Source organism: Leclercia sp. W6 (assembly GCF_003336345.1).
In the GTDB taxonomy this organism is placed as follows: Bacteria; Pseudomonadota; Gammaproteobacteria; order Enterobacterales; family Enterobacteriaceae; genus Enterobacter.
Map to the genome: position 1 here is coordinate 983,189 of NZ_CP031104.1, position 25,818 is coordinate 1,009,006.

The window sequence follows — 25,818 nt, forward strand, 5'->3', positions numbered from 1 at the left end:
TCACTCTTTCTCCATGTTCAGCGGGAAATGGCAGGCAAACAGATGGTTCTTCGGCCCGGCCAGGCGCGGCGTTTCAATGCACTTACGCTGGGCATAAGGACAGCGTGGCCCCAGGCGACAGCCAATCGGCAGGTGCTCCAGCAGCGGGATAGCCCCCGGCAGGGTATTCAGGCGACTTTTATGCGGCATAGGGCTGCCAAAATCCGGTATCGCACGGATCAGCGCCTGGGTGTACGGATGATGCGGCGTGGTGATCAGATCCTCGCTGCCAGCGGTCTCCACGGTCTGACCGCAGTACATCACATCAATCTTATCCGCCCATTTACTCAGCATCTGCAGGTCATGGCTGATCAGCAAAATAGTGGTGTTGTTGTTCTGATTAAGCCGGGTGAGCAGGCGGAAGATTTGCGCCTGGGTGGTCGGCTCCATCGCGTTGGTCGGTTCATCCGCAATCAACAGGCGCGGCTGGTTAGCCAGCGCGATGGCAATCATCACTTTCTGACACTCACCGTCCGTCAGCTCATAGGGGAAGCTGCGCATGGCGTCTTTATGATCTTTGATCCCCACCCGGTGCAACAGCTCAATAGCCCGGCGTTTACGCCAGCCAAAACGCTGCCACCAGCGGCCTTTATAGGTCCAGGCGGGAATGTTCTGCATCAGCTGTTTGCCTACCCGCTCCGACGGATCGAGACAGGATTGCGGCTCCTGAAAGATCATCGACACGTTGTGGCCCACCAGCTTGCGTCGTTCGCGGACGGAGAGGCGCAGCAGGTCGATATCATCAAAGCGCATACGGTCAGCGGTGACGCGCCAGTTATCCTTCGCCACGCCGCAAATCGCTTTGGCAATCAGGCTTTTGCCTGAGCCCGATTCCCCCACCAGCCCGCGAATTTCGCCTTCGCTCAGGGTAATACTGACGCGATCGACCGCTTTGACCCAGCCTTCGCCGGTTTTAAGTTCAATCGTCAGATTGCGAATATCCAGTAACGGCATTATTCCACCCCCGCCACAATGGCGCGACGGATCCCGTCGCCAAGCAGGTTCACCAGTAATACGCTAACCATAATTGCAGCACCCGGCAGCATCACCGTCCAGGGGGCCACATAGATCAGCTCCAGCGCGTCGCCCAGCATCGCGCCCCATTCCGGGGAGGGCAGTTGAGCGCCCAGATCGAGAAAACCGAGCGCGGCGATATCCAGGATCGCCATCGACAGGGCACGGGTAATTTCCGTAACCATGCCCGAGGCGATATTGGGCAGCACTGCAAACCACAGAATATTCATGGTGGTGGCGCCATCGAGACGGGCGGCCACCACATACTCTTTTTCCAGCTCATCATGCACCAGGCTGTAGACCGAACGTACCATGCGCGGCAGTAGCGCCAGCCAGACAGCAAACATGGCGTGCGTCAGATGCGGACCGGCGAAGGCCACCACAATGATCGCCAGCAGCAGCGACGGGATCGACAGCAGCGTATCGAGAATATGGTTCATCACCGCCGATCGCAGGCCGTGAGTAGCCCCGGCGACAATGCCCAGTACCAGGCCGCACAGCGTGGCGGCCAGGGTGACCACAAAGGCGCCGCCTACCGTCGGCGCGGCGCCGCTCAACAGACGGCTTAACACATCGCGCCCGAGGTCGTCGGTGCCCAGGAAGAAGGAGACTTCACCGTAGCGGGACCAGGATGGCGGTAACAGCTGATAGCCGAGGAACTGCTGATCGATGCCATACGGCGCAAACCAGGAACCCAGGATGCACAGCAGCACCAGGCCGCCGCAGCCGTACAGGCCGATCATCGCCATGGCGTCGCCGTAGAAATTTCGCCACACGGTGCGTAACGCACCGGGCGTGCGCTTTTCACTGTATACGCTATCGTAAGGCATACCATTCCTTATGTTTCAGTGGGTTAGCCATAGCGCCCAAAATATCAGATAACACGTTCACAATAATCACCAGCGCGCCAATCACCATCACGCCGGCAGAGATAGCGGCATAATCCTGCTGGCGAATGGCGTTAATCAGCCAGCGCCCGAGGCCTGGCCAGCTAAAGACCATTTCGGTGATCATGGCCAGCGTCAGCATGGTTGAGAACTGCAGCCCGAGACGCGGGATCACCGGCGGTAGCGCATTATGCAGCACATGGCGACGTAAAATCGTCAGTCGTGACAACCCGCGTGTGGCGGCCGCTTTAACATAGTTCTGGTCAAACACCTCGCTGGTGCTGATGCGCATCAGGCGAATCACCTCCGTGGTCGGTGCCACGGCCAGGGCCAGCACCGGCAACACCATGTGGCGCACGGCGCTGATGATCATCTCATGCCGCCAGACCGAATCTGAGAGCCAGGCGTCAATAATGGCGAATCCGGTGACGGTTTTTACCGCATAGAGCAGGTCAAAACGTCCGGAGACCGGCAGCCAGCCGAGCGTCAGCGAGAAAAAGAGCGTTAACAGCAGCGCCAGCCAGAAGACGGGAACCGAAAACCCGAGCAGGGCGATCGCGCTGATCAGCTTGTCCTGCCATTTACTGCGGGTTATCCCGGCGAGCATCCCGACCGGGATCCCCACCATCAGCGCAAAACCGAACGCCAGGATGCAGAGCTCCATGGTGGCGGGGAAGACCTCTTTCAGTTGCTCGGCGATGGGCTGGCCGTTAATGCTGGAGACGCCAAAGTCCCAGTGCAGTACCCCTTCAAACCAGAACCACCACGCATTCCACAGCGACGCACCCTGTAGCGGCGCGTGCGGGGTAAAATAGCTCAGGCTAAAACCCACTAAGGTCAGAAAGAAGAGGGTGATCAGCAGCAACAGCAACCGACGTAAGGTAAAAATAATCACGGTTTTTTCACCTCTTCTTGTTTCTCGCGGGAGACGCCCGCAAACGACGCATTTCCAAACGGGCTGAGCACCAGGCCTTTGATATCGTAACGGTACGCCTGCAGACGCAGGGAGGAGGCCAGGGGCAGCACCGGCAGCTCTTTGGCCAGAATAATCTGCGCTTCATCATAGGCATCGATACGTGCCGCCAGCTGCTGGGTCGACAGCGCCTTGCGCAGAATGCTGTCAAACTCGCGGTTGCACCAGTGGGCATAGTTGGTCTGCGAATCAATGGCCGCACAGCTCAGGAGCGGACGGAAGAAGCTGTCCGGGTCGTTACTGTCTGTCGCCCAGCCTGACAGGGTGAGATCGTGGTTCATGTCCATCAGGCGCGCCTCCTGAAAACGACCTTCTACCGGAACAATCACCACCTTGACCCCCACCTGGGCCAGGTCAGCCTGGAGCAGCTCTGCGGTTTTTAACGGGCTAGGGTTCCAGGCCTGGGAGCTGGTGGGCACCCACAGTTGCAGGGTGAGGTTTTCTGCCCCCAGCGCTTTGAGCTGTTCGCGTGATTTTTCCGGGTTGTATTCGGTAATTTTAGCCTCGCTATCGTAGGCCCACGAGGCGCGGGGCAAGATTGAGGCGGCCGTTTCCGCAGTACCGTAATAAATGGACTGCATCAGACGCTGGTTATTGATCGCCAGCGCCAGGGCATGGCGTACCGCCGGGTTGTCCAGCGGCGGCTTGTTGGTGTTAAAGGCCAGATAAGCGATATTCATGCCCGGGCGCAGGGTCAGGCGCAGACGCGGGTCGTCACGCAGGATGGTCAGCTGGCTGGCGGCGGGCCATGCCAGAACATCACATTCGCCGGTGAGCAGTTTCGACAGCCGCCCGGTACCGCCGGAACCTAAATCGACCACTACCTGCGGCATCAGCGGCGTGCCGCGCCAGAATTTCTCATGGCGCTGCAGGCGCACGTACTGCCCGGCCCGGTACTCTTCAACCTGGAACGGTCCGGTTCCTACGGGCTGGCGGTCCATCAACTCCATTTTGTCCTTCAGGGTGAGCTGTGTGGCATATTCCGCGGACATCACCGAGGCATAGTGCGTCGCCAGATGCCACAGGAAGGAGGCATCCGGCCGCGCCAGGGTGAACTCTACCGTACGGCTATCCAGCTTGCGGACATTCTTCACCGTATCGGCAAATTGCAGACTGTCGAAGTAGGGGAAATTACCGCCGTTGATGTAGTGCCACGGATGGTTGCGGTTAAAAATGCGCTGGAAGGTAAAGACCACGTCATCCGCATTGAGTTTACGGGTAGGTTTAAACCACGGCGTGCTCTGGAAGTTCACATCGTCGCGCAGGCGAAAACGGTAGGTGGCACCGTTGTCCAGCACTTGCCAGCTCTCGGCCAGTTCCGGCACCAGGCGATAGGTATAGGGATCCACATCCAGCAGGCGGTCATAGAGCTGGGCGGCGAGGGTATCGACGATCAGGCCGCTGCTCGCCTTTTGCGGGTTGAAGGTGTTGACCTGCCCACTTACACAGTAGACAAAGCCGCTGTCGCGAATATCCGCGCGCTCTGCCAGCTCAGGCGCGGCAAACGCCTGGCTGCTTAACAGACCGAACGCAATCAGGGACGAGAAAACCAGTCGCATAATTTTTAAGGAATTGAGTATAATTACGTTATCTTACTAATAGTAAATGACATTTGCCATGAACGTTTGCGTTTTGAGGTAGGATGAGGTGGCATGCTTGACGATCATTGTTGCGTTCTCGTACCTGCTCAAAACGTGAACCTGCCACCTGCTTCGACTAAATCTCATCATTCATCTTAGCATTTTAAGGGCCCGCTTGACTCATATAAAACAAGGGATTCTCTTCCGAGGGTTGCCACCAGCATGGCGACATATCAAGGATTGATGAATGGAGAATAGACAAATCAATTTGTAAAATGGACGTTAACATTTTATGCAACCTCGAGCCTTGCTGTTATAGAATGGATTAGTATCAACGTAATTCTTTGAACATAGAGGTTTTAATGTCAGTCTCAAAAGATTTTTTACTTTCGGTGTATGAACGATGCAATGAGCACTTAAGAGAGCAATCGACAAAGCGGGATCAGACAATAGCTTTTTATCTGGTTGTTATATCATTTTATTTTGGATCGTACTCGGCAATTAGCAAATTAATGGTGAGTGCATATTCTCCGGTGTTTTTTAATGTGGTGATATGCCTGATCAGCGGAATGACTATCAGAACTTTATCTGGGCTACGTTCCTGGCATATGCAATATGCTAACGCTGCTCTCGCGTTAAATAAGGTTATCGCTAAAGATATCTTTGAATTGAATGGCGTTAATGCTGAGATTAAATCTTTTTATGAGGCTAGAAAGAAAAAATATAATAAAATGAGAATTGTCGAAATGTTTTCTGGTGTTGAGAATAGGGTTATTTTTGGCATGGTGCTGATTTCGGGTTTTCCGATAGTCATGTTGGTAAAGGAAGTGTTTTCTGTATTAAAAATCAATGATAAGGATTTAATCATTTTTTGTGAGATATTATTTTACCTGGGCTACGTTGCATATTACTTATATAATACTATGCTAATCTTAAAGCGCTCGGCGGACCAAACGACCTGGATTGTGAATTTTGAATAGTAATATCTTTGAAAATAGTTACTTAAAGGTTTTTCTTGACGAGTTGGGGCACCTGAGAATCTCCCAAAAGCATGGTGGGGTTGTTGTCATCCCCGAATGCAATGGGAAATACGCTTTAATTCAGCATTCAAGGAATGGAAATGTTCTCATTGAGTTTCCTAGAGGATTTATTGAAAAAGGCGAATCTCATGTAGAAGGTGGAGAGCGCGAGTTAAAAGAAGAGCTAAGTCTTAACTCACTTAACAGCTATGTATTAGGTGAATTAGTTACTGACTCAGGATTAATAGCAGATAATATTCAAGCAATTGTCTGCAAAGTGGAGGAGCCTTTTCAACTATCTTTACAGTCAAGTGAAGGTATCCGGGGATGTTGTTTTTACACTTACGACGAAATTATTTCGCTTATAAAAGAAGATAAAATAAAGGATAATTTTACTTTGGCATCCTTAATGCTGCTTCAAGCAAGAAATAAAAATCTTTAAAAAAGATCAAGATTAAACAAGCCTAAATAATCATTACTCGTAGTGTAAACAGCAAAACTACGAGTCATTAACTGCAAGTGATTTACGATCAGCGCATCTGATGCTTTTTGAGCAATGCCCTTAACTGATGGTAGGTCAGCCCCAGCAGTTCAGCCGCGCGTTTCTGATTAAATTGTGCCTCGCGCAGGCTCTGCTCCAGCAACAGCTTCTCCTGCTCCAGCTGGAACAGACGCAAATCGAGGGGCAGGGTAGGTATACCCGTGGTAAGCGGTTTGCTGACAGAGGGCTGTGCGGGACGCTGAAAGGGATCGATCACAATTTCATCCAGCTCTGTCTCGCTGCTACCGTGGCGGTAGACGGAGCGCTCCACCACGTTTTTCAGTTCGCGGACATTGCCCGGCCAGCGGTAATCCAGCAGCGTTTCGCGAGCGTGCTGACTGAAGCCGGGAAAAAGGGGCAGCCCAAGCTCACGACACATCTGAATGGCAAACTGCTCCGCCAGCAGCATGATATCGCTGCGTCGCTCGCGCAACGGCGGCAGGTTAACGACATCAAACGCCAGCCGATCCAGCAGGTCGGCGCGAAACTTCTCCTGCTCGACCATCTCCGGCAGATTGGCGTTAGTGGCGCACACCAGCCGCACGTTGACCTGTAAAGGCTGGCTGCCGCCCACGCGCTCCAGCTCGCCATACTCAATGACGCGCAGCAGTTTTTCCTGCACCAGCATCGGCGCGGTCGCCAGCTCATCAAGAAACAACGTGCCGCCATCGGCGCGCTCGAAGCGACCGGGATGGCGACGCTGCGCCCCGGTAAAGGCGCCCGCCTCATGACCAAACAGTTCCGTATCCAGCAGATTTTCGTTCAGCGCGGCGCAGTTCAGGGAGATAAACGGTCCATCCCAGCGACCGGAGAGGTAGTGTAGCCGGTTGGCAATCAGCTCCTTGCCGGTGCCGCGCTCGCCGATAATCAGCACCGGTTTATTCAGCGGTGCCAGCCTGGATACCTGCTCCAGCACTTCGAGAAAGCTGTTAGCCTCCCCGAGTAACGTATCTTTAAATTCAGCCATGATGTAATTGACCACTTATTGGTGTAATTCACTAAGTGAGAGTAGGGCGTAGCGGGCAAAAAAGCAATCACCATGTGTTAAATCAATGAGATATAAAACTGGCACGGGAATTGTATTAACTATGCAGCAGGGCTCAGCCCGATAACAGAAAATATGAGGATTCAATTATGGGTATTTTTTCTCGTTTTGCCGACATCGTGAACGCCAACATCAACTCACTGCTGGAGAAAGCAGAGGATCCACAGAAGCTGGTTCGTCTGATGATTCAGGAGATGGAAGATACGCTGGTGGAAGTGCGCTCTAACTCCGCCCGTGCGCTGGCTGAGAAAAAGCAGCTTTCCCGCCGTATTGAACAGGCGACCGCCCAGCAGGCCGAATGGCAGGAAAAAGCGGAGCTGGCGCTGCGCAAAGATAAAGAGGACCTCGCCCGTTCTGCGCTGATTGAAAAGCAGAAACTGACCGATATTGTCGCTACCCTGGAGCAGGAAGTCACCCTGGTGGATGAAACCCTTGCCCGCATGAAAAAAGAGATTGCGGAGCTGGAGAACAAGCTGAGCGAAACCCGCGCCCGCCAACAGGCTCTGACACTGCGTCACCAGGCAGCAAGCTCGTCCCGTGACGTGCGCCGTCAGCTCGACAGCGGCAAGATTGACGAAGCCATGGCCCGTTTCGAGTCGTTTGAGCGTCGTATCGATCAGATGGAAGCGGAAGCGGAAAGCCACAGCTTTGGCAAACAGAAAACGCTGGATCAGCAGTTTGCCGATCTGAAAGCGGATGATGAAATCAGCGAGCAACTGGCCGCGCTGAAGGCCAAAATGAAACAAGACAATCAATAATAACGACTGCGGCGCCCGTCGGCGCCGCCACTCATAAGACAAGGAGTAGACATGAGCGCGCTTTTTCTTGCCATTCCGCTGACCATTTTCGTGCTGTTTGTTCTGCCGATCTGGTTGTGGCTGCACTACAGTAACCGTTCTTCAAGGGGAGAGCTGTCGCAAAGCGAACAACAGCGCCTGGCGCAATTAACTCAGGACGCAAATAAAATGCGCGAACGTATCCAGGCGCTGGAGGCGATCCTGGATGCGGAACATCCTAACTGGAGGGATCGCTAATGGCACTGAATCTGAATAAAAAATTGTGGCGTATCCCTCAGCAGGGGATGTTGCGCGGCGTCTGCGCCGGACTGGCGCACTACCTCGACGTGCCGGTGAAACTGGTGCGTGTGGTAACGGTACTCTCCATTTTCTTTGGTCTGGCGTTTATTACCCTGGTGGCCTATATCATTTTGTCCTTCGTGCTGGATCCGATGCCGGACGGTGCGATGGGCGATGAGAATGCACCCACCAGCAGTGAATTACTGGATGCGGTGGATGCTGAGCTGTCGGCAGGCGAAAAACGTCTGCGCGAAATGGAGCGGTATGTCACCTCGGATACCTTCACGCTGCGAAGCCGTTTTCGTCAGCTTTAACTGAGAGAATTGATATGAATCAACGCTGGCAACAGGCCGGACATCGCGTCAAGCCGGGCCTGAAAATCGCAGGGAAGCTGGTATTACTGACTGCACTGCGTTACGGCCCGGCAGGCGTGGCGGGTTGGGCGATTAAATCGGTCGCCCGTAAACCCATGCGGATGCTGCTGGCGGTGGCGCTGGAGCCGATGCTGAAAAAGCTCGCCACCCGGCTTTCCGGTAAATTGAAATAGACCGCAACGGCACAGCGCTGGACGTGCCGTTGCGGCGCTTTTATTCCTTTCTCCTTATCCCCATGTCATATTTCTCATAACAATAATTCCTTCAGGCAGAAAAGGACGGCGATGAAGCGACTTAAAAATGAACTTAATTCTCTGGTGAATCGTGGGGTTGACCGTCATCTGCGCCTGGCGGTCACCGGACTGAGCCGCAGCGGCAAAACCGCCTTTATCACGGCGATGGTGAATCAACTCCTTAACCTGCATGCCGGGGCGCGCTTGCCGCTGTTGAGCGCGGTGCGCGAAGAGCGCCTGCTTGGCGTAAAGCGCGTTCCTCAGCGTGATTTTGGTATTCCCCGTTTCACCTACGACGAAGGGCTGGCCCAGCTTTACGGCACGCCGCCAACCTGGCCAACGCCCACCCGCGGGGTGAGTGAAATCCGCCTGGCGTTACGGTACCGCTCCAACGACTCGCTGCTTCGTCACTTTAAAGAGACCTCCACCCTCTATCTGGAGATTGTCGACTATCCCGGCGAATGGCTGCTCGACCTGCCGATGCTGACCCAGGACTATCTCAGCTGGTCGCGGCAGATGACGGGCCTGTTACAGGGGCCCCGCGCGGCGTGGTCCGCCCGCTGGCGCTCCCTGTGTGAGGGGCTGGATCCACTGGCACCCGCCGATGAAAACCGGCTGGCGGCCATTTCAGAAGCCTGGACCGATTATCTGCATCAATGTAAGAAAGAGGGGCTGCACTTTATCCAGCCGGGTCGCTTTGTGCTGCCGGGAGATATGGCGGGTGCCCCGGCGCTGCAATTTTTCCCGTGGCCGGACGTGGAGGCTTTTGGTGAATCGAAGCTTGCCCAGGCGGACAAACATACCAACGCCGGGATGTTGCGCGAGCGTTTCAACTACTACTGCGAAAAAGTGGTGAAGGGGTTTTACACCAACCACTTTTTACGCTTCGACCGCCAGATTGTGCTGGTGGATTGCCTCCAGCCGCTCAACAGCGGCCCTCAGGCTTTCAACGACATGCGCCTCGCGCTCACCCAACTGATGCAGAGCTTCCACTACGGGCAGCGCACGCTGTTCCGGCGTCTCTTCTCCCCGGTGATCGACAAACTGTTGTTTGCCGCCACCAAGGCGGATCACGTGACGGTGGATCAGCATGCCAATATGGTGTCGCTCCTCCAGCAGCTGGTGCAAGATGCCTGGCAGAACGCCGCCTTCGAGGGGATTAGCATGGACTGCCTGGGGCTGGCCTCGGTACAGGCTACCCAGAGCGGCCTGATTGACGTTAATGGCGAGAAGATCCCGGCGCTGCGCGGCCACCGTCTGAGCGATGGCACCCCGCTGACGGTCTACCCTGGCGAGGTTCCCGCCCGGCTGCCGGGCCAGGCATTCTGGCAAAAGCAGGGGTTTCAGTTTGAAGCCTTCCGCCCGCAGACGATGAATGTAGACCAGCCGCTGCCGCATATTCGCCTGGATGCCGCGCTGGAGTTTTTAATCGGAGATAAATTGCGATGACCGAACCCTTAAAACCGCGAATGGATTTTACCGGCACTCTGGAAGAGGAGGATCGCGAGGCCTTCAAAGCGGCACAAACGTTTGATGACGCTCAGGCCGGAAACTTCGCGCCGGTGATGACCGATATGCTCCCCGCCGAAGAAGGACAAGCCGAAGCCGTCGTCGAGGCCGCTTTGCGACCTAAACGTAGCCTGTGGCGCAAAATGGTCAGCGCGGGCCTGATGCTGGCGGGCGCTGCGGTAGTAGGGCAAGGCGTGCAGTGGGCAATCAACGCCTGGCAACCCCAGGACTGGGTGGCGCTGGGGGGATGCGCGGCAGGTGCGCTTATCGTCGGCGCGGGCGTGGGCTCTGTTGCCACCGAATGGCGCCGTTTATGGCGACTGCGCCAGCGTGCTCACGAGCGTGATGAAGCCCGGGATCTGCTGCACAGCCACGGCACCGGTAACGGACGGGCATTTTGTGAAAAACTGGCGAAACAGGCCGGGCTCGATCAGTCTCATCCGGCGCTGCAGCGCTGGTACGCCGCCATTCACGAAACGCAAAACGATCGCGAAGTGGTATCGCTGTATGCCCACCTCGTTCAGCCGGTGCTGGACAGCCAGGCCCGGCGGGAGATCAGCCGCTCGGCGGCCGAATCAACGCTGATGATTGCCGTCAGCCCGCTGGCGCTGGTGGATATGGCTTTTATAGCCTGGCGCAACCTGCGCCTGATTAACCGCATCGCCACCCTGTACGGCATTGAACTAGGCTATTATAGCCGCTTGCGCCTGTTCCGCCTGGTGCTGCTGAACATGGCTTTCGCCGGGGCCAGTGAGCTGGTGCGCGAGGTGGGGATGGACTGGATGTCGCAGGATCTGGCCGCTCGCCTTTCGGCCCGTGCGGCGCAGGGAATTGGTGCAGGATTGCTCACCGCGCGGCTGGGGATCAAAGCGATGGAATTGTGCCGTCCACTGCCGTGGACAGCGGATGATAAACCCCGGCTGGGGGATTTCCGTCGGGAATTAATCGGCCAGTTGAAAGATACCCTCAATAAAAAACCGCAGTAAGCTCGCTTCCTCGCACAAAATTCCGTCACTATGGTCACAGGCTGTCAATATTTGTTGACAGCCATCTTCCCGATTGCAGATATCTGGCTTATCATTTCAGAGTTAATGGCTTATAGAGTGATTTTCCCATGCGTCTGGAAGTGTTTTGTAAGGACCGTCTCGGCCTGACTCGCGAGCTGCTCGATCTCCTTGTTTTGCGGAGTATTGACCTGCGCGGAATTGAGATTGACCCAATCGGGAAGATTTACCTGAATTTTGCTGAAATTGCTTTCGAAACATTCAGCAGCTTAATGGCTGAAATCCGCCGTATCGCTGGCGTTACGGATGTGCGTACCGTGCCGTGGATGCCCTCCGAGCGCGAGCACCTGGCCCTTAGCGCGCTGCTGGAAGCGATGCCCGAACCCTTTTTATCCCTGGATCTGAAAGGCAAAATCGATCGGGCTAATCAGGCGAGCTGCCAGCTGTTTGCGCTGGAGCCGGAGAAACTGAGTAACCACAACGCCGCCCAGCTGATCCCCGGCTTCAATTTCCAGCGCTGGCTGGAGAGCAATCCGCGCTCGACCCACAGCGAGCATGTGATTATTAACGGGCAAAACTTCCTGATGGAGCTCACCCCGGTCTATCTGCAGGGCGATAACGACGACAGAACCCTGACCGGATCAGTGATCATGCTGCGCTCAACGGTCCGTATGGGGCGTCAACTGCAAAACCTGTCGAGCCAGGATACGGGCGCCTTCAGCCAGATTATTGCCGTCAGCCCGAAAATGCGCCACGTGGTAGAGCAGGCGCGTAAGCTGGCGAACCTTGCCGCGCCGCTGCTGATCACCGGCGACACCGGCACCGGCAAAGATCTGCTGGCCCATGCGGTACATCAGGCGGGGCCGCGGGCGAGCAAACCATATCTGGCCCTCAACTGCGCTTCTATTCCGGAAGATGCCGTCGAAAGCGAGCTGTTCGGCCACGCGCCGGAAGGCAAGAAAGGCTTCTTTGAGCAGGCCAACGGCGGCTCGGTGCTGCTGGATGAGATTGGCGAAATGTCACCGCGGATGCAGGCCAAACTGCTGCGTTTCCTCAATGACGGCACCTTCCGCCGGGTAGGGGAAGATCATGAGGTGCATGTGGACGTGCGCGTCATCTGCGCCACCCAGAAGAACCTGGTGGAGCTGGTGCAGAAGGGGATGTTCCGGGAAGATCTCTATTATCGCCTCAACGTGCTGACCCTCAATATTCCGCCGCTGCGCGATTGCCCCCAGGACATCATGCCGTTGACCGAGCTGTTTGTGGCGCGCTTTGCCGATGAGCAGGGTATCCCAAGACCGAAGTTCTCAGCCGATCTGAATACGGTTCTTACCCGTTACGGCTGGCCGGGGAATATTCGTCAGCTGAAAAATGCGATCTATCGTGCCCTGACCCAGCTTGAAGGCTATGAGCTGCGGCCGCAGGATATCTTATTGCCGGACTACGACGCCGGAACGGTGGCGGTAGGGGAAGAGGCGATGGAAGGATCGCTGGATGACATTACCAGCCGCTTTGAACGCTCGGTGCTGACACAGCTGTATCGTAACTATCCCAGCACCCGCAAGCTGGCGAAACGGTTGGGCGTGTCTCACACCGCCATCGCCAACAAGCTGCGCGAATATGGTCTGAGCCAGAAGAAAGGTGACGAGTAGCGCCTGTCAGTACATAAGTGAAGCGGCAGGCATTCGGCCCGCCGCTTGAGGGGTTATGGCACCACGTTGACAATCACGCGCTTGTAGCGGGTTAAGCGCGGCGTGCCATGATCGGTCACGGCCAGAATGATATGCATCGTACCTGTTCCCGGTGGCATCACCCGGGCATCGGTGACATCGAACCAGGCCTTTGGCTGGTCAGCGTTTTTAATGTCTAACATGACCCCGGTGGCCGCATTTGATAATACGCGCGTTCCCGCCTCCGCATAGACAAACCATTCATAGGAGAGGGCATCACCGTCGGGATCGGTGGAGCCCATTGCGCTGAGCTCCACCCGCTGCCCTTTCTTCACCGTCAGGGTGGCAGGGTGATCAAGTTTTGGTACCGGCGGATGATTGGCCTCACTGTAGGGCTTGATGGTCCAGTCCATTCGGGCGGCAAAGTCATTTTGATAAGCCCCACGCCAGCGCCAGATTGTTGCATGGTTAGTGGTGTGCCAGCGATTATCAAAGCCCAGCACTTCATCTTGCGCATTGGTCCAAATCGGGCGCGTCTCCTGAGCCATAAACCAACGCTCTTTATGCGGCGTATAGAGCTCGTAACGACCGCCCCAGCCACCCCAGTCAGGATGTTCAGGATCGGACAAGCCATTATGAATGAGATTCAAAAATGATGGCGTGTCCCCCTCCATCATAAACTTCCAGCGCGGGTACTCTGCCCCTAAGGGGCCTTTGCTGCGCACATTTTTATCCAGCCATTCGTTGGTTACCAGCTGATAATCCGCCCCGGCGAAACGGCCATGGAAATAGTCACCGCCGATGCCAATCCAGGTAGCGTGGTGAAAACCGCCCCCGGCGTTTTGCCCCGGGGAGACGATGTAAAACAGCGACGGGAACATTTTGCGGATCCAGGGACCGCTGTCGTCCTGATCGGAGATGGCGTAGACGCGAAGTCTGGAAACAAACTTTTCAAGCTCTTCAGGCGTACGGGTATGACGTACTTTCCATAGCGCCTGCGCAAGCACATTCGGGCCACCCCAGACCGTCACCCATAGTGGCCGATCGTCCTGGCGATCTACGGCCTTAATGAGCAGTTCCGATCCTGTCGAGTCTTTGCCTTCACCCACTGCGGCCATATTGTGGACTGGCAAGCCCTGAGCCACGACCTTAAGCAGATCGTCCGCAAGCGGAAAACCGGGCTCATGTTTTTCCAGGTTGTCGCGGACTAATCCGTAACCTTTGATGATATCGATGATGCGTTGTGGTTCTACCTGGTCTTTATTTTTGCCGGTAGAGGTGGCGACAAGGCCTTCAATGTTCACCTGGTTAGCGTAGGTCATCAGGCGCACCATGGACATCTGGTCATCGGGATCGTCACCGATATCGGTTAACACGAACAGACGTTGTTTGCTCTCTTTTACATCAGGTGTTGATGGCTTCAGCCGTTCGATACGAGACGCAAAGTCAGCCAGATAGGTCGCGCGCCACTGATTGATGGTTTTGATACCCTGCTGCGGGCCAAAAGGCGGCACATCCTCGCTTAACGCGGGATCAGGATTGTCGGTCCACCAGTTTGGATAGCGGCCAGAGGGCTGCGTGGCCCGTAAAGCCGCAGGGGACGCTGAGGTAAAGCTGCCGCCAACCGGGTCTTGCAGACCGGCCCAGTTAGATTCAATGGTGTACTTCCACGTCTGGGATGCTTTCGGGACGAAACGGAAGTGCCACGTCCCGTCAGCTGCTGCGAAGCCCGGGAAACGATCGCTTTTGTTCCCGGAGGCTGGCACGACCAGATTTGCGGTGGTCCCCGCCGGCGCTTGCCCTTTGGGATGAACGATCAGCTCAACCAGGCCATAGGTTTCCACCACGTCGGAGGCGGTTGGCCTGCCTTTGAAGGTGTACAGAGGGCGATCCCATGCCCGCACAAACCGTCCACCGCCTTTGCTTTCTTGTTGAGGATCGTCGGGATTGGGCCCAAGGATATAAGCCACCGACGGCGTATCGCCCATCTTTAATTGACCCTCTCCGTAGGAATTAAAGAAATCGCCCAGCGCGCCGTGGCCTTTTACATGCGTAGCCACAAAGGTCGCGCCGTCGAGACCGTTGGTTTGATCGCCTCCCGTGAACCAGCCCCGATAGGTGGAGTTGTTTTCAATGATGTGCAGATCCGGGTGATGGCGAACAATATAATTGTATGCGGACGTCGACCACTTCTTGTTCGGGCCACCGATATAGTAGACGCGGATTTTTTGCTTGATGGTTGGGTCGTCATGAAGCGCCTGCGCCAGGTCGTCAATCCCTCCCCAGATCAGGATCCACAGCGGCCGGGGATCGGGGCGTTTTGCCGCTTCAATAATCAGTTTTGAGGCATCAGTGGGCTGACTAAAGCCTTCGGGCGGCGCGGAATCCATCCCGCCTTGTCGGGTAATGGAGCGCAGGTAATCCGGGGTCGGGTAATCACTGGACCAGCTTTTCAGATTCGGATAATCCTGTTCATACCGATCGATTGTCTTCAGAATTTCCGTCGCACGGTTTCGTACCGGCCCCCACGGCGAGGAGAGCAGGCCTTCGAGCTGCATCGCATCTGCGTACAGCAGCAGGTGGACCAGCGACTGGTAATCGTCAAAATCGGTCCCGCCGATGTCCGTTGAGACAATCACCCGCGGTTTAGCGGCCACAATGTTATTTTCCGGGCTGACTGCGGCGCGGACCTGGTTGAACGATACATGCGTGACAACCAGTAAGAGCAACGTCAGCGACAGGAAAAGAGGTTTTCCGTTTATTTGCAATTTCATAGCAGAGTCATTTCCTCCAGAGGTTTTTATTTTTTTGCACTTCAGGAACGGAAAACAGCCTGGCATAACTCTGCTGCAAAATCGGTTTATGATTTTTCTAAATGGTAAAATTACTCTTTAATAACATTAGGTTAAGGGCAGTAATATCTTTACAGCCATCGTTCGGCTTATGATAGGGTGATATTTCCTCTCTATATTCAGGGATCACGATATGGCGTCGCGAAAGCATGACATGTTTCGGGTGGCACTGATGCTGAAGGCCAAAGGGCGCTATGGCAGGAGCATCATTGAAGGAATATGCAAGTACATGAAATCGACCCGCATCCACTGGGATTTCCTGCTGGAAGAGGATTTCCGCTCATCCCCGGCCAGCCTGCTCGAATGGAAAGGGGATGGCGTCATTGCGGATTTCGACGATCCTTTGTTGACATCGCTACTGACGAAGGTAGAGATGCCGGTGGTGGGAATTGGCGGCTCCTGGCAGTTGAGCAGCCCAACGATCCGCTCTCTTCCTTACGTGGCGTCGGATAACGTTGAGCTGGTGAGGCTGGCGTATCAACATCTCATCGACATGGGCCTTCCGCGCTTTGCCTGTTACTCCATCGAGCCGACAATTATGAACCCCTGGGCGGTGGAACGGGCAAACGCCTTTCGCCAGTTTGTAGAGGCGGACGGGCATCAGGCTGAGATCTTTGAAGGCATTCCGACACACGCCCTGGTGTGGCAAAACATTCTTGAGGATCTGGCCCGATGGTTGGGTACGCTACCTAAACCTGTTGGTATCATCGCCGTGACGGATTCACGCGCCAGACAAGTGCTTCAGGCGTGTTCTATCGCGGGTTATGCCGTGCCGGAAGAGATCGCTATTATCGGCATAGATGATGATCCGTTGTTGCGCAGCCTCAGTCGCATCGCAATCAGTTCGGTTGCGCAGGGTACCCATCAGATGGGACGCACCGCCGCGGAGATGCTGCACCGACAGCTGACGGGCACACCGCTGCGCGAAAAACATGTCATGGTCGGGCCTGAAGGGGTGAATGCCCAGGCGTCTACCCGGCACAGCGTTATAATGAATACCTATATTTTGCGTGCCCGCTACTTCATCCGCCAGTTCGGAACCCAGGGGATCAAGGCCGCCCAGGTTGCAGAGCACGTAGGCTGTTCCCGCGCGACCCTGGACATGCACTTTATGCGTACCCTCGGAAAAACGTTGCACGACGAATTACTGAGCTTCAGACTCGAGCGCTCAAAAAATTTGCTGCGGGAGACGCAACTGAGTTATGCCGATGTGGCTATGCAGAGCGGATTTACGTCACTTCAGTATATGTATTCTGTCTATCGTCGGGAGATGGGGTGTACGCCGGTAGAGTATCGAAAGGAAGGTGACGAGGTATATGAAAACTTGTCAAATGAATGACATGAGCCGATGCTGTACAGGCTCATGTCATTTTTGCCGTTACGCCTTCAGCGATTCCAGCGCGGCAGCATAGTCTGGCTCGGTGGTGATTTCATTCACCAGGTGACTGAATACGACGGTGTCATTTTCGTCGATCACCACAACTGCACGTGCAGCCAGGCCTTTCAGTGCGCCTTCAGAGATGCCCACGCCATACTGCTCCAGGAATTCCGGGTTGCGCAGGGTAGACAGAGTGATAACGTTGCTCAGACCTTCAGCACCGCAGAAACGGGACTGAGCGAACGGCAGGTCAGCAGAGATGCACAGCACAACGGTGTTGTCCACTTCGGTCGCCAGCTGGTTGAATTTACGTACAGACGCGGCGCATACGCCGGTATCAATGCTTGGGAAAATGTTCAGCACTTTACGCTTGCCGGCAAACTGGCTCAGCACGACGTCAGACAGATCTTTTGCCACGAGCGTAAACGCCTGCGCTTTGCTGCCTTTCTGAGGAATGGATCCTGCAACAGAAACCGGGTTGCCCTGGAAATGAACGAGTTGTGACATAGTTATCTTCCTGTTTACATATAGTTAACGTCGCCGTTAGTGTATGTCATCAGCCGATAGCACAGCAAACCCTATTTGCGCGAAGCCGCTATACAGGAGTGAGTGATGAGAACCCTCAAGGTTTACGAAGAAGCCTGGCCACTGCATACGCCGTTTGTGATCTCCCGCGGAACCCGGAGCGAGGCCTGTGTAGTGGTGGTTGAGATAGAGGAAGAGGGTGTCAAAGGGGTGGGGGAGTGCACGCCTTATCCCCGGTATGGCGAAAGCATCGCCTCGGTAATGGCGCAGATCATGGCGCTGGCGCCTGAACTGGAGCGCGGCCTTACCCGGGAAGCGCTACAGACGTTATTGCCTGCCGGTGCCGCACGCAACGCGGTGGACAGCGCCCTGTGGGATTTAGCCGCCCGTCAACAGGGGATCTCTCTGGCGGCGCTGGCGGGCGTGACGCTGCCGCAGACGCTGGTCACCGCGCAAACGGTGGTCATCGGTGAGCCCGCGCAGATGGCCGCCAGTGCCAAAGCGCTCTATGACGCCGGGGCGCGTCTGCTGAAGGTGAAGCTGGACGATCGTCTGATCAGCGAGCGGATGGTCGCCATCCGCGGCGCCGTGCCGCAGGCGACGCTTATCGTCGACGCCAACGAATCCTGGCGCAGCGAAGGACTGGCTGCCCGCTGCCAGCTGCTGGCGGATCTGGATGTCGCCATGCTCGAACAACCTTTGCCCGCGGGTGAGGACGCCGCACTGGCGAACTTTATTCATCCGCTGCCCATCTGCGCCGATGAGAGCTGCCACACCCGGGAGAGCCTGGCGGATCTGCAAGGGCGTTACGATATGGTCAATATTAAGCTGGATAAAACCGGCGGCATCACCGAAGCGCTCTCCCTTGCCGCCGAGGCGCGTCAACGTGGTTTTTCACTGATGCTCGGCTGTATGCTCTGCACCTCGCGAGCGATCGGTGCCGCACTGCCGCTGGCGAATGAGGTGAAGTTTGCCGATCTCGATGGCCCTACCTGGCTTGCCGTGGATGTCTCTCCGGCGCTGCATTACAGCACCGGCGTGGTTCATCTCTGAGGTTCCCAGCGCAACAGATCGGTCATCGCTTTCAGGTATTTCTCGCTGGCCTCGTCGGAGGAGATCGGTGGGAATTCAGCGGTGATGCAGTGCAGGCTCAAATCGGCACACCAGCTGCCGAATGAGCCTGGCGTCTCATAGCCGACGCTGGTGACCAGCGGCAGTGAAAAGGCATCTGCCAGCCAGCGCCCAAGGGCCGTGTGGGCGGGATCTTCAATGCAGGCCAGCGGATCGTGAAACGAGACAACCCAGGCCGGATGCAGTTTGTGGATCAGATGACACAGTGCCTGGGTTTCCGGCTCTGAACCGGGCTTGTCCCCCGTCAGTAACACCACGTCCCGATCTTTGGCTGAGCTGTTCCAGCGGTAAACCGTCTCGCCTTCCCGCCAGTTGGCCGCCGGAAAGTTACGGTTTAAATCCACGCCACGGGCATTGGCGCGTAATCCCAACTGACAGCCGTCCGGGTTAACGGTTAATACCACATGGTGGCGGCGCAGCGCCGGGGACAGGGTACGCAGGGCGCAGGAGAGGGTCACAATCGAAGAATTTTCATCTCCGTGGGTTCCGGCAATGATCAGGCCGCTGTTGCGATCGGCCTGCGGGGCAGGGAACCAGATTAAGGGGGCGCCGAGGTATGAGCGGCCGTAATGTTCGGTCCCGGGCGGGAAAGCGCCACGTTCCGTTCTTGGGCGGGTAAGTGACATAGAGGTTCCTGAATCAGATTGTATTACTGGCAGTGTTGTGCAAAAAACACGGTTAATCAAATAGTTTCAGCCAGAAGGTAAAACCGGCAGATATCAACTTTCCGGCGGAAGTTGTTTGCATTTCACTGTTCCGAAACAAATAATTACCCATCTGCTCGTTACCCATCATTTCAAAGGGGATCTCATGAAGCATCCGGTTTCGTTGATCTGTTCTGCCTTATTGTTGTGTGGCCTCTCTTCTTACGCCTTCGCGGCGGATGTTCCCCCCGGGACAACCCTGGCATCCAAACAGGAGCTGGTGCGTCATATCAAAGATGAACCTGCCTCCCTTGATCCCGCTAAAGCGGTTGGCCTGCCTGAAATTCAGGTGATCCGCGATCTGTTCGAGGGGCTCGTGAATCAAAACGAAAAGGGCGAACTGGTGCCAGGCGTAGCGACCCGCTGGCAGAGTAATGATAACCGCGTCTGGACTTTCACCCTGCGCGAAAACGCGCAATGGTCTGATGGCACTCCCGTCACTGCCCAGGATTTTGTCTACAGCTGGCAGCGTCTGGTGGATCCCAAAACGACCTCGCCTTTCGCCTGGTTTGCGGCCCTGGCCGGAATCGTTAACGCGCAGGCGATCATCGACGGTAAGGCAACTCCGGATAAACTGGGCGTAACGGCAGTGGATAACCGAACCCTGCGCGTGCAGCTCGATAAACCCCTGCCGTGGTTTGCCAATCTGACGGCGAGCTTCGCCTTCTATCCGGTACAAAAAGCGAATGTGGAGAGCAGCCCGGAGTGGACCCGTCCTGGGGCGCTGGTAGGTAACGGTGCGTATATCCTGAAAGACCGGGTGGTCAACGAGAAGCTGGTGGTTGAGCGCAACAGCCATTACTGGGATAACGACAAAACCGTTCTGCAGAAAGTGACCTTTATCCCGATCAACCAGGAGTCGTCTGCCACCAAGCGCTATCTGGCGAACGATATCGACATCACCGAATCGTTCCCGAAAAATCTTTATCAGAAACTGATGAAGGACATACCGGGGCAGGTCTATACTCCGCCGCAGTTGGGTACTTATTATTACGCCTTTAACACCCAGAAAGGCCCGACCGCGGATGCGAGAGTGCGTCTGGCGCTGAGCATGACCATCGATCGGCGGATCATGGCTGAGAAAGTACTGGGTACCGGCGAAAAACCAGCATGGCACTTCACGCCGGACGTGACCGCAGGGTTTACCCCTGAGCCATCGCCGTTTGAGCAGATGAGCCAGGAAGAGATGAACGCGCAGGCCAAAACGCTGTTGCAGGCGGCTGGCTACAATGCGCAGAAACCGCTGAAGCTGACGCTGCTGTATAACACCTCAGAGAACCACCAGAAGATTGCTATCGCGGTGGCGTCGATGTGGAAAAAGAACCTGGGAGTGGATGTGAAGCTGCAGAACCAGGAGTGGAAAACCTATATCGACAGCCGCAACACCGGTAATTTCGATGTGATCCGCGCCTCGTGGGTAGGTGACTACAATGAGCCGTCAACCTTCCTCTCCCTGCTGACCTCAACGCATACTGGCAACATCTCGCGTTTCAACGATCCGGCGTATGACAAGGTGATTAACCAGGCATCCCTGGAGACCACCGAGCAGGCCCGCAATGCGGATTACAATACCGCAGAAAAAATCATTGCGGAAAAAGCCCCGATTGCGCCGATCTACCAGTACACCAACGGGCGGTTAATCAAGCCGTGGGTGAAAGGCTATCCGATTAACAACCCGGAAGATGTGGCGTATAGCCGCACGATGTATATCGTGAAGCACTAAGCGGTACCGTACGATAGGGCTCTCTCAATAAATGGCGCGACATCTGGCGCCATTTTTTTTGCCCGCAATTTCATATTCTGCCTGCCTCTGTCTCAGTTTTATTCATTATGGTTATTTCTGATATTGATGGATATATAAAGCCATATAGAAATGACTGCCTGCTATTCTTATAAAACGGCGGGATTCATAATTCTCGTTGATTTGCTAAAAAAGAATAATAGAATATAAATATAATATACAGTCCTCTTAGGGGATGGTTTTTATTTATTGGCTGGCGGCAAGTGTTGTTTTTAATATGCCGTGGTCAGATAATGGTACTTGCAATTAGAGCTACCTGTAACTCAGCAGATAAACGCTAATTTTGGAGTAATAGTTAGTTGATCCATTGTAATTATTTGTTCTACTATCGCACTCGCGAATAAACATGATTTAACTCGACAACTATTCCTTAAGGAAAAGGGACCGCTATGGCTGATTCTTTCCAGAATGAAGTGCCGAAGGCACGAATAAATTTAAAATTGGCTCTCCACACCGGTGGCGCACAGAAGAAAGTTGAATTACCCCTTAAGATTCTGACGGTTGGAGATTTCAGTAACGGTAAAGAAACCCGTGTGTTATCTGAACGTGAAAAAATTAACGTCAATAAAAACAACTTTGACAGCGTACTTTCGGAATTTAACCCGGAGATTAATCTCTCCGTACAAAATACGCTCACTGACGACGGTGAAGAAGAAAATATCCGCCTGCAGTTTTCTTGCATGAAAGACTTCGAACCTGAACAGGTTGCCCGTCAGATCCCTCAACTCCGCGCGATGCTGGCCATGCGTAATTTATTACGCGATCTCAAATCCAATCTGCTGGATAACGCCACTTTCAGAAAAGAGCTCGAGAAAATTCTTAAGGATCCGGCGCTGACTCAGGAATTACGTAACGAAATGAGTGCGCTTGCCCCTAAATAATGTGTGGATGTCTCTTTTAATGGATTAACCGGGAATATGCTGATGTCTTTAAATACTGAAAATGGCTCTGCTCAGGGGCAAACTACTGTACTGGAAAAAGAGGGTGTGTATGCCTCTCTGTTTGAAAAAATCAATCTGACCCCAGCCTCCAGCCTGGGCGATATTAATGCGTTTCTGGATGACGCCGCGCTGGCTGATGCGTCAGCAGGTGAACGTCTGACTGCAGCGATGCAGGTGTTTATGGACTGCATCCGCCGTTCCGGACAACAGGTGGAAAAGCTCGACAAGACGTTGATTGACCACCATATCGCAGAACTCGATTTTCAGATCAGCCGCCAGCTCGATGCGGTGATGCACCATAAAGAGTTCCAGAAAGTGGAATCCCTGTGGCGTGGCCTGAAGCAGCTGGTGGATAACACAGACTATCGCCAGAATGTGAAAACCGAAATTCTGGATGTTTCAAAAGACGCTCTGCGCCAGGACTTTGAAGACGCGCCGGAGCTCATTCAGAGCGGGCTTTACTGGCACACCTATACCGCCGAATACGACACCCCGGGCGGTGAACCGATTGGCTCGGTGATATCGGCTTATGAGTTTGACGCCAGCCCGCAGGACGTGGCGCTGTTACGCAACATCTCCAAAGTGTCTGCCGCGGCGCATATGCCGTTTATCGGCTCCGTCGGTCCGAAGTTCTTCCTGAAAGAGTCGATGGAAGAGGTTGCCGCGATCAAAGATATCGGCAACTACTTCGACCGCGCCGAGTACATCAAGTGGAAATCGTTCCGCGACACCGACGATGCCCGCTATATCGGCCTGGTAATGCCGCGGGTGCTGGGGCGTCTGCCGTATGGTCCGGACACCGTGCCGGTGCGTAGCTTCAACTATGTTGAGCAGGTGAAAGGCCCGGATCACGAGAAATACCTGTGGACCAGCGCGTCATTCTCCTTCGCCTCCAATATGGTGAAAAGCTTTATCAACAACGGCTGGTGCGTACAGATCCGTGGCCCACAGGCGGGCGGGGCGGTGAAAGATCTGCCGATCCACCTGTACGATCTCGGCACCGGCAACCAGGTGAAGATCCCGTCTGAGGTGATGATCCCGGAGACCCGCGAATTTGAGTTTGCGAATCTCGGTTTCATCCCACTGTCGTACTACAAAAACCGCGACTACGCCTGCTTCTTCTCGGCGAACTCCACCCAGAAACCGGCCCTGTACGACACCGCCGATGCGACCGCCAACAGCCGCATCAACGCACGGCTGCCCTATATCTTCCTGTTGTCACGCATTGCTCACTACCTGAAGCTGATTCAGCGCGAAAACATCGGTACGACGAAAGATCGCCGTCTGCTTGAGCTGGAACTCAACACCTGGGTACGCGGTCTGGTAACCGAAATGACCGATCCGGGCGACGAGCTGCAGGCATCGCATCCGCTGCGCGACGCGAAGGTAGTGGTGGAAGACATCGAGGACAACCCGGGCTTCTTCCGCGTGCGGCTGTACGCCGTGCCACACTTCCAGGTGGAAGGCATGGACGTGAATCTGTCGCTGGTGAGCCAGATGCCGAAAGCGAAAGCATAAGGCGGGTGCAGGGATGAAAATTTATCGTCCGTTATGGAGCGACGGGGCTTTTCTGGCCCCTCAACAGTTTCAGCAGCAGGCCCGTTGGGATGCGCACGTTGCTGATACTGTTGCACGGATGGCGCTGGCGCACCCTTGGGGTGTGCTGTGCGCTGAGTTTGACGACAACGCACTGGCGCTTTCCCGGCTCAATGCTACCCGTCTGTCAGTACGCTTTGCCGATGGGACATTGGTAGATACTGATCTGGCGGATAATCTTCCGCCGGTTTGTGATTTATCCGTGTTGGGCCATGAGAGTGTTGAGGTGTTTTTATGCCTGCCATTGCTCAACGCTAACGGCGGTAATCTGGATGACGGGAGCGACAGCGCCCGTCCGCGCCGCTGGCAGGCGGAGCGAGTGACGGTTCAGGAACTGGCTGGCCATGAGCGTAGCGATTTGACTGTACTACGCCATTCGCTGACGCTGCGTCTGTCCACTCAGGAAAACAGTGCTTACCTGACCTGCCCGGTTGCAAGGTTGAACCGTAACCCTCAAGGACAGTGGGTTCGGGAAGCAAGCTTTATTCCACCGCTGCTGTCGCTGGCTGCAAGTCCTGTGCTGATCGGTGAATTAAAGGATCTTCTGCACCGCCTGGCGGCACGGCGTAAGCGGTTAATGTCGATGAGACGTGAAAGCAATGAGCGGATGGCGGATTTTGCTGTGGCGGATGTTTCCTTGTTCTGGCTGCTCAATGCACTGAACAGTGCCGAACCTGTGCTGGCAGAACTACATCAGACACCGTCACGTCATCCTGAACTGCTTTACCGTGAACTGGCAAGGCTTACTGGCAGTCTTTTGACTTTCTCCCTTGAACACAATGCCGACGATATTCCTGCTTATCAGCATGACAGGCCGGAACAGGTGTTTCCACCTCTATTTACCCTGCTGGATCAGCTTCTGGAAGCCAGCCTACCTTCGCGGGTTATCGCCATTGCCCTGGAGCAAGGCGAAGACCGGGAAATTTGGCGCGGAAGACTGCACGATGGGCGGCTACGCGAAGGGGCGGATTTCTATCTCTCCGTGCGCTCTTCCATGCCAAACCACGAATTGCAAACACGTTTTCCGCAGCTTTGTAAAGCTGGTAGCCATGATGATGTTTCCGAGGTGGTAAACATCGCCCTTAGCGGGATGGTGATTAAACCGTTGAGTCATGTCCCTGCTGCAATACCGCTTCGTCTGGAGAACCAGTATTTTGCACTAGACCTGTCCACAAATGCAGCCCGCGCCATGCTAGAGGCCGGGAACTGCACCTTCTACACCCCGGAATCGCTTGGGGAAGTGAAACTAGAACTGTTTGCGGTGCTGCGTTCATGAATACCTCTGATACTGACCTGATAAACAAAACTTTTTATCCGGGCTGGCTGATGGTCAGCCAGTTGCGCAATGGGCAGGAAATCAAGGACGGGGAGGCGCTTTACCGCCGCGCTTGCCGGTGGGTAAATGTTGCGCGTGAGTCGCTTGTTCAGGCCGGTTTCAGCGAGTTGAGCTGTGATCGGATGCTGTATGCGTATTGTGCTCTACTGGATGAAAGCGTTCTGAACCGGGACAGTCAGGATGATGGCTATCGCAAATGGCGGAAGGACCCGTTGCAGGCCCGTTTTTTCAGTACTCTGAATGCCGGGGAAGAGCTATGGGAGCAAATTCGTACAATTTTGCGCGAGCCTGCGCCGGATGTGGCGGTCCTGACTTGCCTGTACCGGACCCTACAACTTGGCTTTGTTGGCCAGTACCGTGCTCAGGACGATGAACGTCGTGAGGATGTGGTACACGCCCTCAGTGAGCGGGTACCGCCATTCACCTTGGCTCAGGACGCACCGGTGGTAGTCAGAGCATCTCGCCTGAGTAACGGACGTCGGATGTACTGGCTGGGCTGGGTGGCTGGTTTTGTAGTGCTGACGGCACTGTGGTTCACCTTCTCCTCTTTATTATCGCAGATGGTCGAGCAGATAGCAGGGCGGGGATAA

Annotated in this window: 24 protein-coding genes; 16 read left to right on the plus strand and 8 right to left on the minus strand. The window is 55.1% G+C overall.

Annotation, left to right across the window (positions count from 1 at the left end; genetic code table 11):
• Genes sapD through sapA form a run of 4 tightly spaced genes read right to left on the minus strand, consistent with a single transcriptional unit; the run spans nt 1 to nt 4,472 of the window.
• Entirely contained in the window at nt 1-993 is a 993-nt protein-coding gene (gene sapD / locus DVA43_RS04885; RefSeq protein WP_103822233.1) for a putrescine export ABC transporter ATP-binding protein SapD, read from the minus strand.
• Nucleotides 993-1,883 carry a putrescine export ABC transporter permease SapC gene (sapC, locus tag DVA43_RS04890; RefSeq protein ID WP_103822232.1) on the minus strand — a complete coding sequence of 297 codons (891 nt, stop codon included), beginning with the start codon at nt 1,881-1,883 and terminating at the stop codon, nt 993-995. Before sapC ends, sapD begins: the two co-directional genes overlap by 1 nt.
• A complete protein-coding gene (sapB, locus tag DVA43_RS04895; protein WP_103822231.1) occupies nt 1,870-2,835 on the minus strand; it encodes a putrescine export ABC transporter permease SapB in 966 nt (321 codons plus the stop codon). Before sapB ends, sapC begins: the two co-directional genes overlap by 14 nt.
• The gene (gene sapA, locus DVA43_RS04900) at nt 2,832-4,472 is read right to left on the minus strand and encodes an ABC transporter substrate-binding protein SapA (RefSeq protein WP_114314745.1); all 1,641 of its coding nucleotides are present in this window, start codon (nt 4,470-4,472) and stop codon (nt 2,832-2,834) included. The genes sapB and sapA overlap by 4 nt, the downstream gene beginning before the upstream one ends.
• A 383-nt stretch (nt 4,473-4,855) precedes the next feature.
• On the opposite strand from sapA, the gene DVA43_RS24460 reads away from it, so the two are divergent.
• Both DVA43_RS24460 and DVA43_RS04910 read left to right on the plus strand, forming a co-directional pair.
• A complete protein-coding gene (locus DVA43_RS24460; RefSeq protein WP_147271010.1) occupies nt 4,856-5,473 on the plus strand; it encodes a hypothetical protein in 618 nt (205 codons plus the stop codon).
• Nucleotides 5,466-5,954, plus strand: coding sequence for an NUDIX hydrolase (locus DVA43_RS04910; RefSeq protein ID WP_114314747.1), 489 nt, complete (start codon nt 5,466-5,468; stop codon nt 5,952-5,954). Before DVA43_RS24460 ends, DVA43_RS04910 begins: the two co-directional genes overlap by 8 nt.
• A gap of 88 nt (nt 5,955-6,042) precedes the next feature.
• On the opposite strand, the gene pspF is transcribed toward DVA43_RS04910, so the two are convergent.
• Complete coding sequence (gene pspF, locus DVA43_RS04915) at nt 6,043-7,020, minus strand: phage shock protein operon transcriptional activator (RefSeq protein WP_114314748.1); 978 nt, start codon at nt 7,018-7,020, stop codon at nt 6,043-6,045.
• 167 nt (nt 7,021-7,187) lie between these two features.
• Here pspF and pspA point away from each other — a divergent pair, with 167 nt between their 5' ends.
• The 7 genes from pspA (at nt 7,188) to tyrR (ending at nt 12,946) form a co-directional block, all read left to right on the plus strand.
• Nucleotides 7,188-7,856 carry a phage shock protein PspA gene (gene pspA / locus DVA43_RS04920; RefSeq protein ID WP_103822228.1) on the plus strand — a complete coding sequence of 223 codons (669 nt, stop codon included), beginning with the start codon at nt 7,188-7,190 and terminating at the stop codon, nt 7,854-7,856.
• Between the two features lie 51 nt (nt 7,857-7,907).
• Nucleotides 7,908-8,132, plus strand: a complete 225-nt coding sequence (gene pspB / locus DVA43_RS04925; RefSeq protein ID WP_103179865.1) for an envelope stress response membrane protein PspB — start codon at nt 7,908-7,910, stop codon at nt 8,130-8,132.
• Nucleotides 8,132-8,488, plus strand: coding sequence for an envelope stress response membrane protein PspC (gene pspC / locus DVA43_RS04930; protein WP_114314749.1), 357 nt, complete (start codon nt 8,132-8,134; stop codon nt 8,486-8,488). The genes pspB and pspC overlap by 1 nt, the downstream gene beginning before the upstream one ends.
• 14 nt (nt 8,489-8,502) lie before the next feature.
• The gene (pspD, locus tag DVA43_RS04935) at nt 8,503-8,721 is read left to right on the plus strand and encodes a phage shock protein PspD (RefSeq protein WP_114314750.1); all 219 of its coding nucleotides are present in this window, start codon (nt 8,503-8,505) and stop codon (nt 8,719-8,721) included.
• A gap of 111 nt (nt 8,722-8,832) precedes the next feature.
• Complete coding sequence (locus tag DVA43_RS04940) at nt 8,833-10,230, plus strand: YcjX family protein (protein WP_114314751.1); 1,398 nt, start codon at nt 8,833-8,835, stop codon at nt 10,228-10,230.
• Nucleotides 10,227-11,276 carry a YcjF family protein gene (locus tag DVA43_RS04945; protein WP_114314752.1) on the plus strand — a complete coding sequence of 350 codons (1,050 nt, stop codon included), beginning with the start codon at nt 10,227-10,229 and terminating at the stop codon, nt 11,274-11,276. The genes DVA43_RS04940 and DVA43_RS04945 overlap by 4 nt, the downstream gene beginning before the upstream one ends.
• Nucleotides 11,277-11,404: 128 nt before the next feature.
• Complete coding sequence (gene tyrR / locus DVA43_RS04950; protein ID WP_114314753.1) at nt 11,405-12,946, plus strand: transcriptional regulator TyrR; 1,542 nt, start codon at nt 11,405-11,407, stop codon at nt 12,944-12,946.
• Between the two features lie 53 nt (nt 12,947-12,999).
• Here the strand turns inward: tyrR and DVA43_RS24875 are convergent, their stop codons facing one another.
• Nucleotides 13,000-15,738 carry a nucleoside hydrolase-like domain-containing protein gene (locus DVA43_RS24875; RefSeq protein ID WP_210406696.1) on the minus strand — a complete coding sequence of 913 codons (2,739 nt, stop codon included), beginning with the start codon at nt 15,736-15,738 and terminating at the stop codon, nt 13,000-13,002.
• A 211-nt stretch (nt 15,739-15,949) separates the two neighbouring features.
• On the opposite strand from DVA43_RS24875, the gene DVA43_RS04965 reads away from it, so the two are divergent.
• Nucleotides 15,950-17,155, plus strand: coding sequence for a DNA-binding transcriptional regulator (locus DVA43_RS04965; protein WP_210406697.1), 1,206 nt, complete (start codon nt 15,950-15,952; stop codon nt 17,153-17,155).
• A 39-nt stretch (nt 17,156-17,194) separates the two neighbouring features.
• Here DVA43_RS04965 and tpx read toward each other — a convergent pair whose 3' ends face one another.
• Nucleotides 17,195-17,701 (minus strand): thiol peroxidase, encoded by a 507-nt coding sequence (gene tpx / locus DVA43_RS04970; RefSeq protein ID WP_103179860.1) that lies wholly within the window; start codon nt 17,699-17,701, stop codon nt 17,195-17,197.
• Nucleotides 17,702-17,806: 105 nt separating this feature from the next.
• On the opposite strand from tpx, the gene ycjG reads away from it, so the two are divergent.
• The gene (ycjG, locus tag DVA43_RS04975; protein WP_114314754.1) at nt 17,807-18,772 is read left to right on the plus strand and encodes an L-Ala-D/L-Glu epimerase; all 966 of its coding nucleotides are present in this window, start codon (nt 17,807-17,809) and stop codon (nt 18,770-18,772) included.
• Here ycjG and mpaA read toward each other — a convergent pair.
• The gene (gene mpaA, locus DVA43_RS04980; protein WP_114314755.1) at nt 18,763-19,476 is read right to left on the minus strand and encodes a murein tripeptide amidase MpaA; all 714 of its coding nucleotides are present in this window, start codon (nt 19,474-19,476) and stop codon (nt 18,763-18,765) included. The genes ycjG and mpaA overlap by 10 nt on opposite strands.
• A gap of 184 nt (nt 19,477-19,660) precedes the next feature.
• Here mpaA and DVA43_RS04985 point away from each other — a divergent pair, with 184 nt between their 5' ends.
• The 5 genes from DVA43_RS04985 (at nt 19,661) to tssL (ending at nt 25,818) form a co-directional block, all read left to right on the plus strand.
• The gene (locus DVA43_RS04985) at nt 19,661-21,277 is read left to right on the plus strand and encodes an ABC transporter substrate-binding protein (protein WP_114314756.1); all 1,617 of its coding nucleotides are present in this window, start codon (nt 19,661-19,663) and stop codon (nt 21,275-21,277) included.
• A gap of 467 nt (nt 21,278-21,744) precedes the next feature.
• On the plus strand, nt 21,745-22,236 hold the full coding sequence (tssB, locus tag DVA43_RS04990) for a type VI secretion system contractile sheath small subunit (RefSeq protein WP_114314757.1): 492 nt from the start codon (nt 21,745-21,747) through the stop codon (nt 22,234-22,236).
• A gap of 42 nt (nt 22,237-22,278) precedes the next feature.
• Nucleotides 22,279-23,814 carry a type VI secretion system contractile sheath large subunit gene (tssC, locus tag DVA43_RS04995; protein ID WP_114317077.1) on the plus strand — a complete coding sequence of 512 codons (1,536 nt, stop codon included), beginning with the start codon at nt 22,279-22,281 and terminating at the stop codon, nt 23,812-23,814.
• A 13-nt stretch (nt 23,815-23,827) separates the two neighbouring features.
• On the plus strand, nt 23,828-25,168 hold the full coding sequence (gene tssK / locus DVA43_RS05000; RefSeq protein WP_114314758.1) for a type VI secretion system baseplate subunit TssK: 1,341 nt from the start codon (nt 23,828-23,830) through the stop codon (nt 25,166-25,168).
• Nucleotides 25,165-25,818 (plus strand): type VI secretion system protein TssL, short form, encoded by a 654-nt coding sequence (gene tssL / locus DVA43_RS05005; protein ID WP_114314759.1) that lies wholly within the window; start codon nt 25,165-25,167, stop codon nt 25,816-25,818. Before tssK ends, tssL begins: the two co-directional genes overlap by 4 nt.

What these genes read in the sequence shown, in the direction of transcription:
- sapD (WP_103822233.1), bottom strand. Translation starts at nt 993, where the DNA reads ATGCCGTTACTGGATATTCGCAATCTGACGATTGAACTTAAAACCGGC.
- sapC (WP_103822232.1), bottom strand. Translation starts at nt 1,883, where the DNA reads ATGCCTTACGATAGCGTATACAGTGAAAAGCGCACGCCCGGTGCGTTA.
- sapA (WP_114314745.1), bottom strand. Translation starts at nt 4,472, where the DNA reads ATGCGACTGGTTTTCTCGTCCCTGATTGCGTTCGGTCTGTTAAGCAGC.
- DVA43_RS24460 (WP_147271010.1), top strand. Translation starts at nt 4,856, where the DNA reads ATGTCAGTCTCAAAAGATTTTTTACTTTCGGTGTATGAACGATGCAAT.
- pspF (WP_114314748.1), bottom strand. Translation starts at nt 7,020, where the DNA reads ATGGCTGAATTTAAAGATACGTTACTCGGGGAGGCTAACAGCTTTCTC.
- pspA (WP_103822228.1), top strand. Translation starts at nt 7,188, where the DNA reads ATGGGTATTTTTTCTCGTTTTGCCGACATCGTGAACGCCAACATCAAC.
- pspB (WP_103179865.1), top strand. Translation starts at nt 7,908, where the DNA reads ATGAGCGCGCTTTTTCTTGCCATTCCGCTGACCATTTTCGTGCTGTTT.
- pspC (WP_114314749.1), top strand. Translation starts at nt 8,132, where the DNA reads ATGGCACTGAATCTGAATAAAAAATTGTGGCGTATCCCTCAGCAGGGG.
- pspD (WP_114314750.1), top strand. Translation starts at nt 8,503, where the DNA reads ATGAATCAACGCTGGCAACAGGCCGGACATCGCGTCAAGCCGGGCCTG.
- DVA43_RS04940 (WP_114314751.1), top strand. Translation starts at nt 8,833, where the DNA reads ATGAAGCGACTTAAAAATGAACTTAATTCTCTGGTGAATCGTGGGGTT.
- DVA43_RS04945 (WP_114314752.1), top strand. Translation starts at nt 10,227, where the DNA reads ATGACCGAACCCTTAAAACCGCGAATGGATTTTACCGGCACTCTGGAA.
- tyrR (WP_114314753.1), top strand. Translation starts at nt 11,405, where the DNA reads ATGCGTCTGGAAGTGTTTTGTAAGGACCGTCTCGGCCTGACTCGCGAG.
- DVA43_RS24875 (WP_210406696.1), bottom strand. Translation starts at nt 15,738, where the DNA reads ATGAAATTGCAAATAAACGGAAAACCTCTTTTCCTGTCGCTGACGTTG.
- DVA43_RS04965 (WP_210406697.1), top strand. Translation starts at nt 15,950, where the DNA reads ATGGCGTCGCGAAAGCATGACATGTTTCGGGTGGCACTGATGCTGAAG.
- tpx (WP_103179860.1), bottom strand. Translation starts at nt 17,701, where the DNA reads ATGTCACAACTCGTTCATTTCCAGGGCAACCCGGTTTCTGTTGCAGGA.
- ycjG (WP_114314754.1), top strand. Translation starts at nt 17,807, where the DNA reads ATGAGAACCCTCAAGGTTTACGAAGAAGCCTGGCCACTGCATACGCCG.
- mpaA (WP_114314755.1), bottom strand. Translation starts at nt 19,476, where the DNA reads ATGTCACTTACCCGCCCAAGAACGGAACGTGGCGCTTTCCCGCCCGGG.
- DVA43_RS04985 (WP_114314756.1), top strand. Translation starts at nt 19,661, where the DNA reads ATGAAGCATCCGGTTTCGTTGATCTGTTCTGCCTTATTGTTGTGTGGC.
- tssB (WP_114314757.1), top strand. Translation starts at nt 21,745, where the DNA reads ATGGCTGATTCTTTCCAGAATGAAGTGCCGAAGGCACGAATAAATTTA.
- tssC (WP_114317077.1), top strand. Translation starts at nt 22,279, where the DNA reads ATGTCTTTAAATACTGAAAATGGCTCTGCTCAGGGGCAAACTACTGTA.
- tssK (WP_114314758.1), top strand. Translation starts at nt 23,828, where the DNA reads ATGAAAATTTATCGTCCGTTATGGAGCGACGGGGCTTTTCTGGCCCCT.
- tssL (WP_114314759.1), top strand. Translation starts at nt 25,165, where the DNA reads ATGAATACCTCTGATACTGACCTGATAAACAAAACTTTTTATCCGGGC.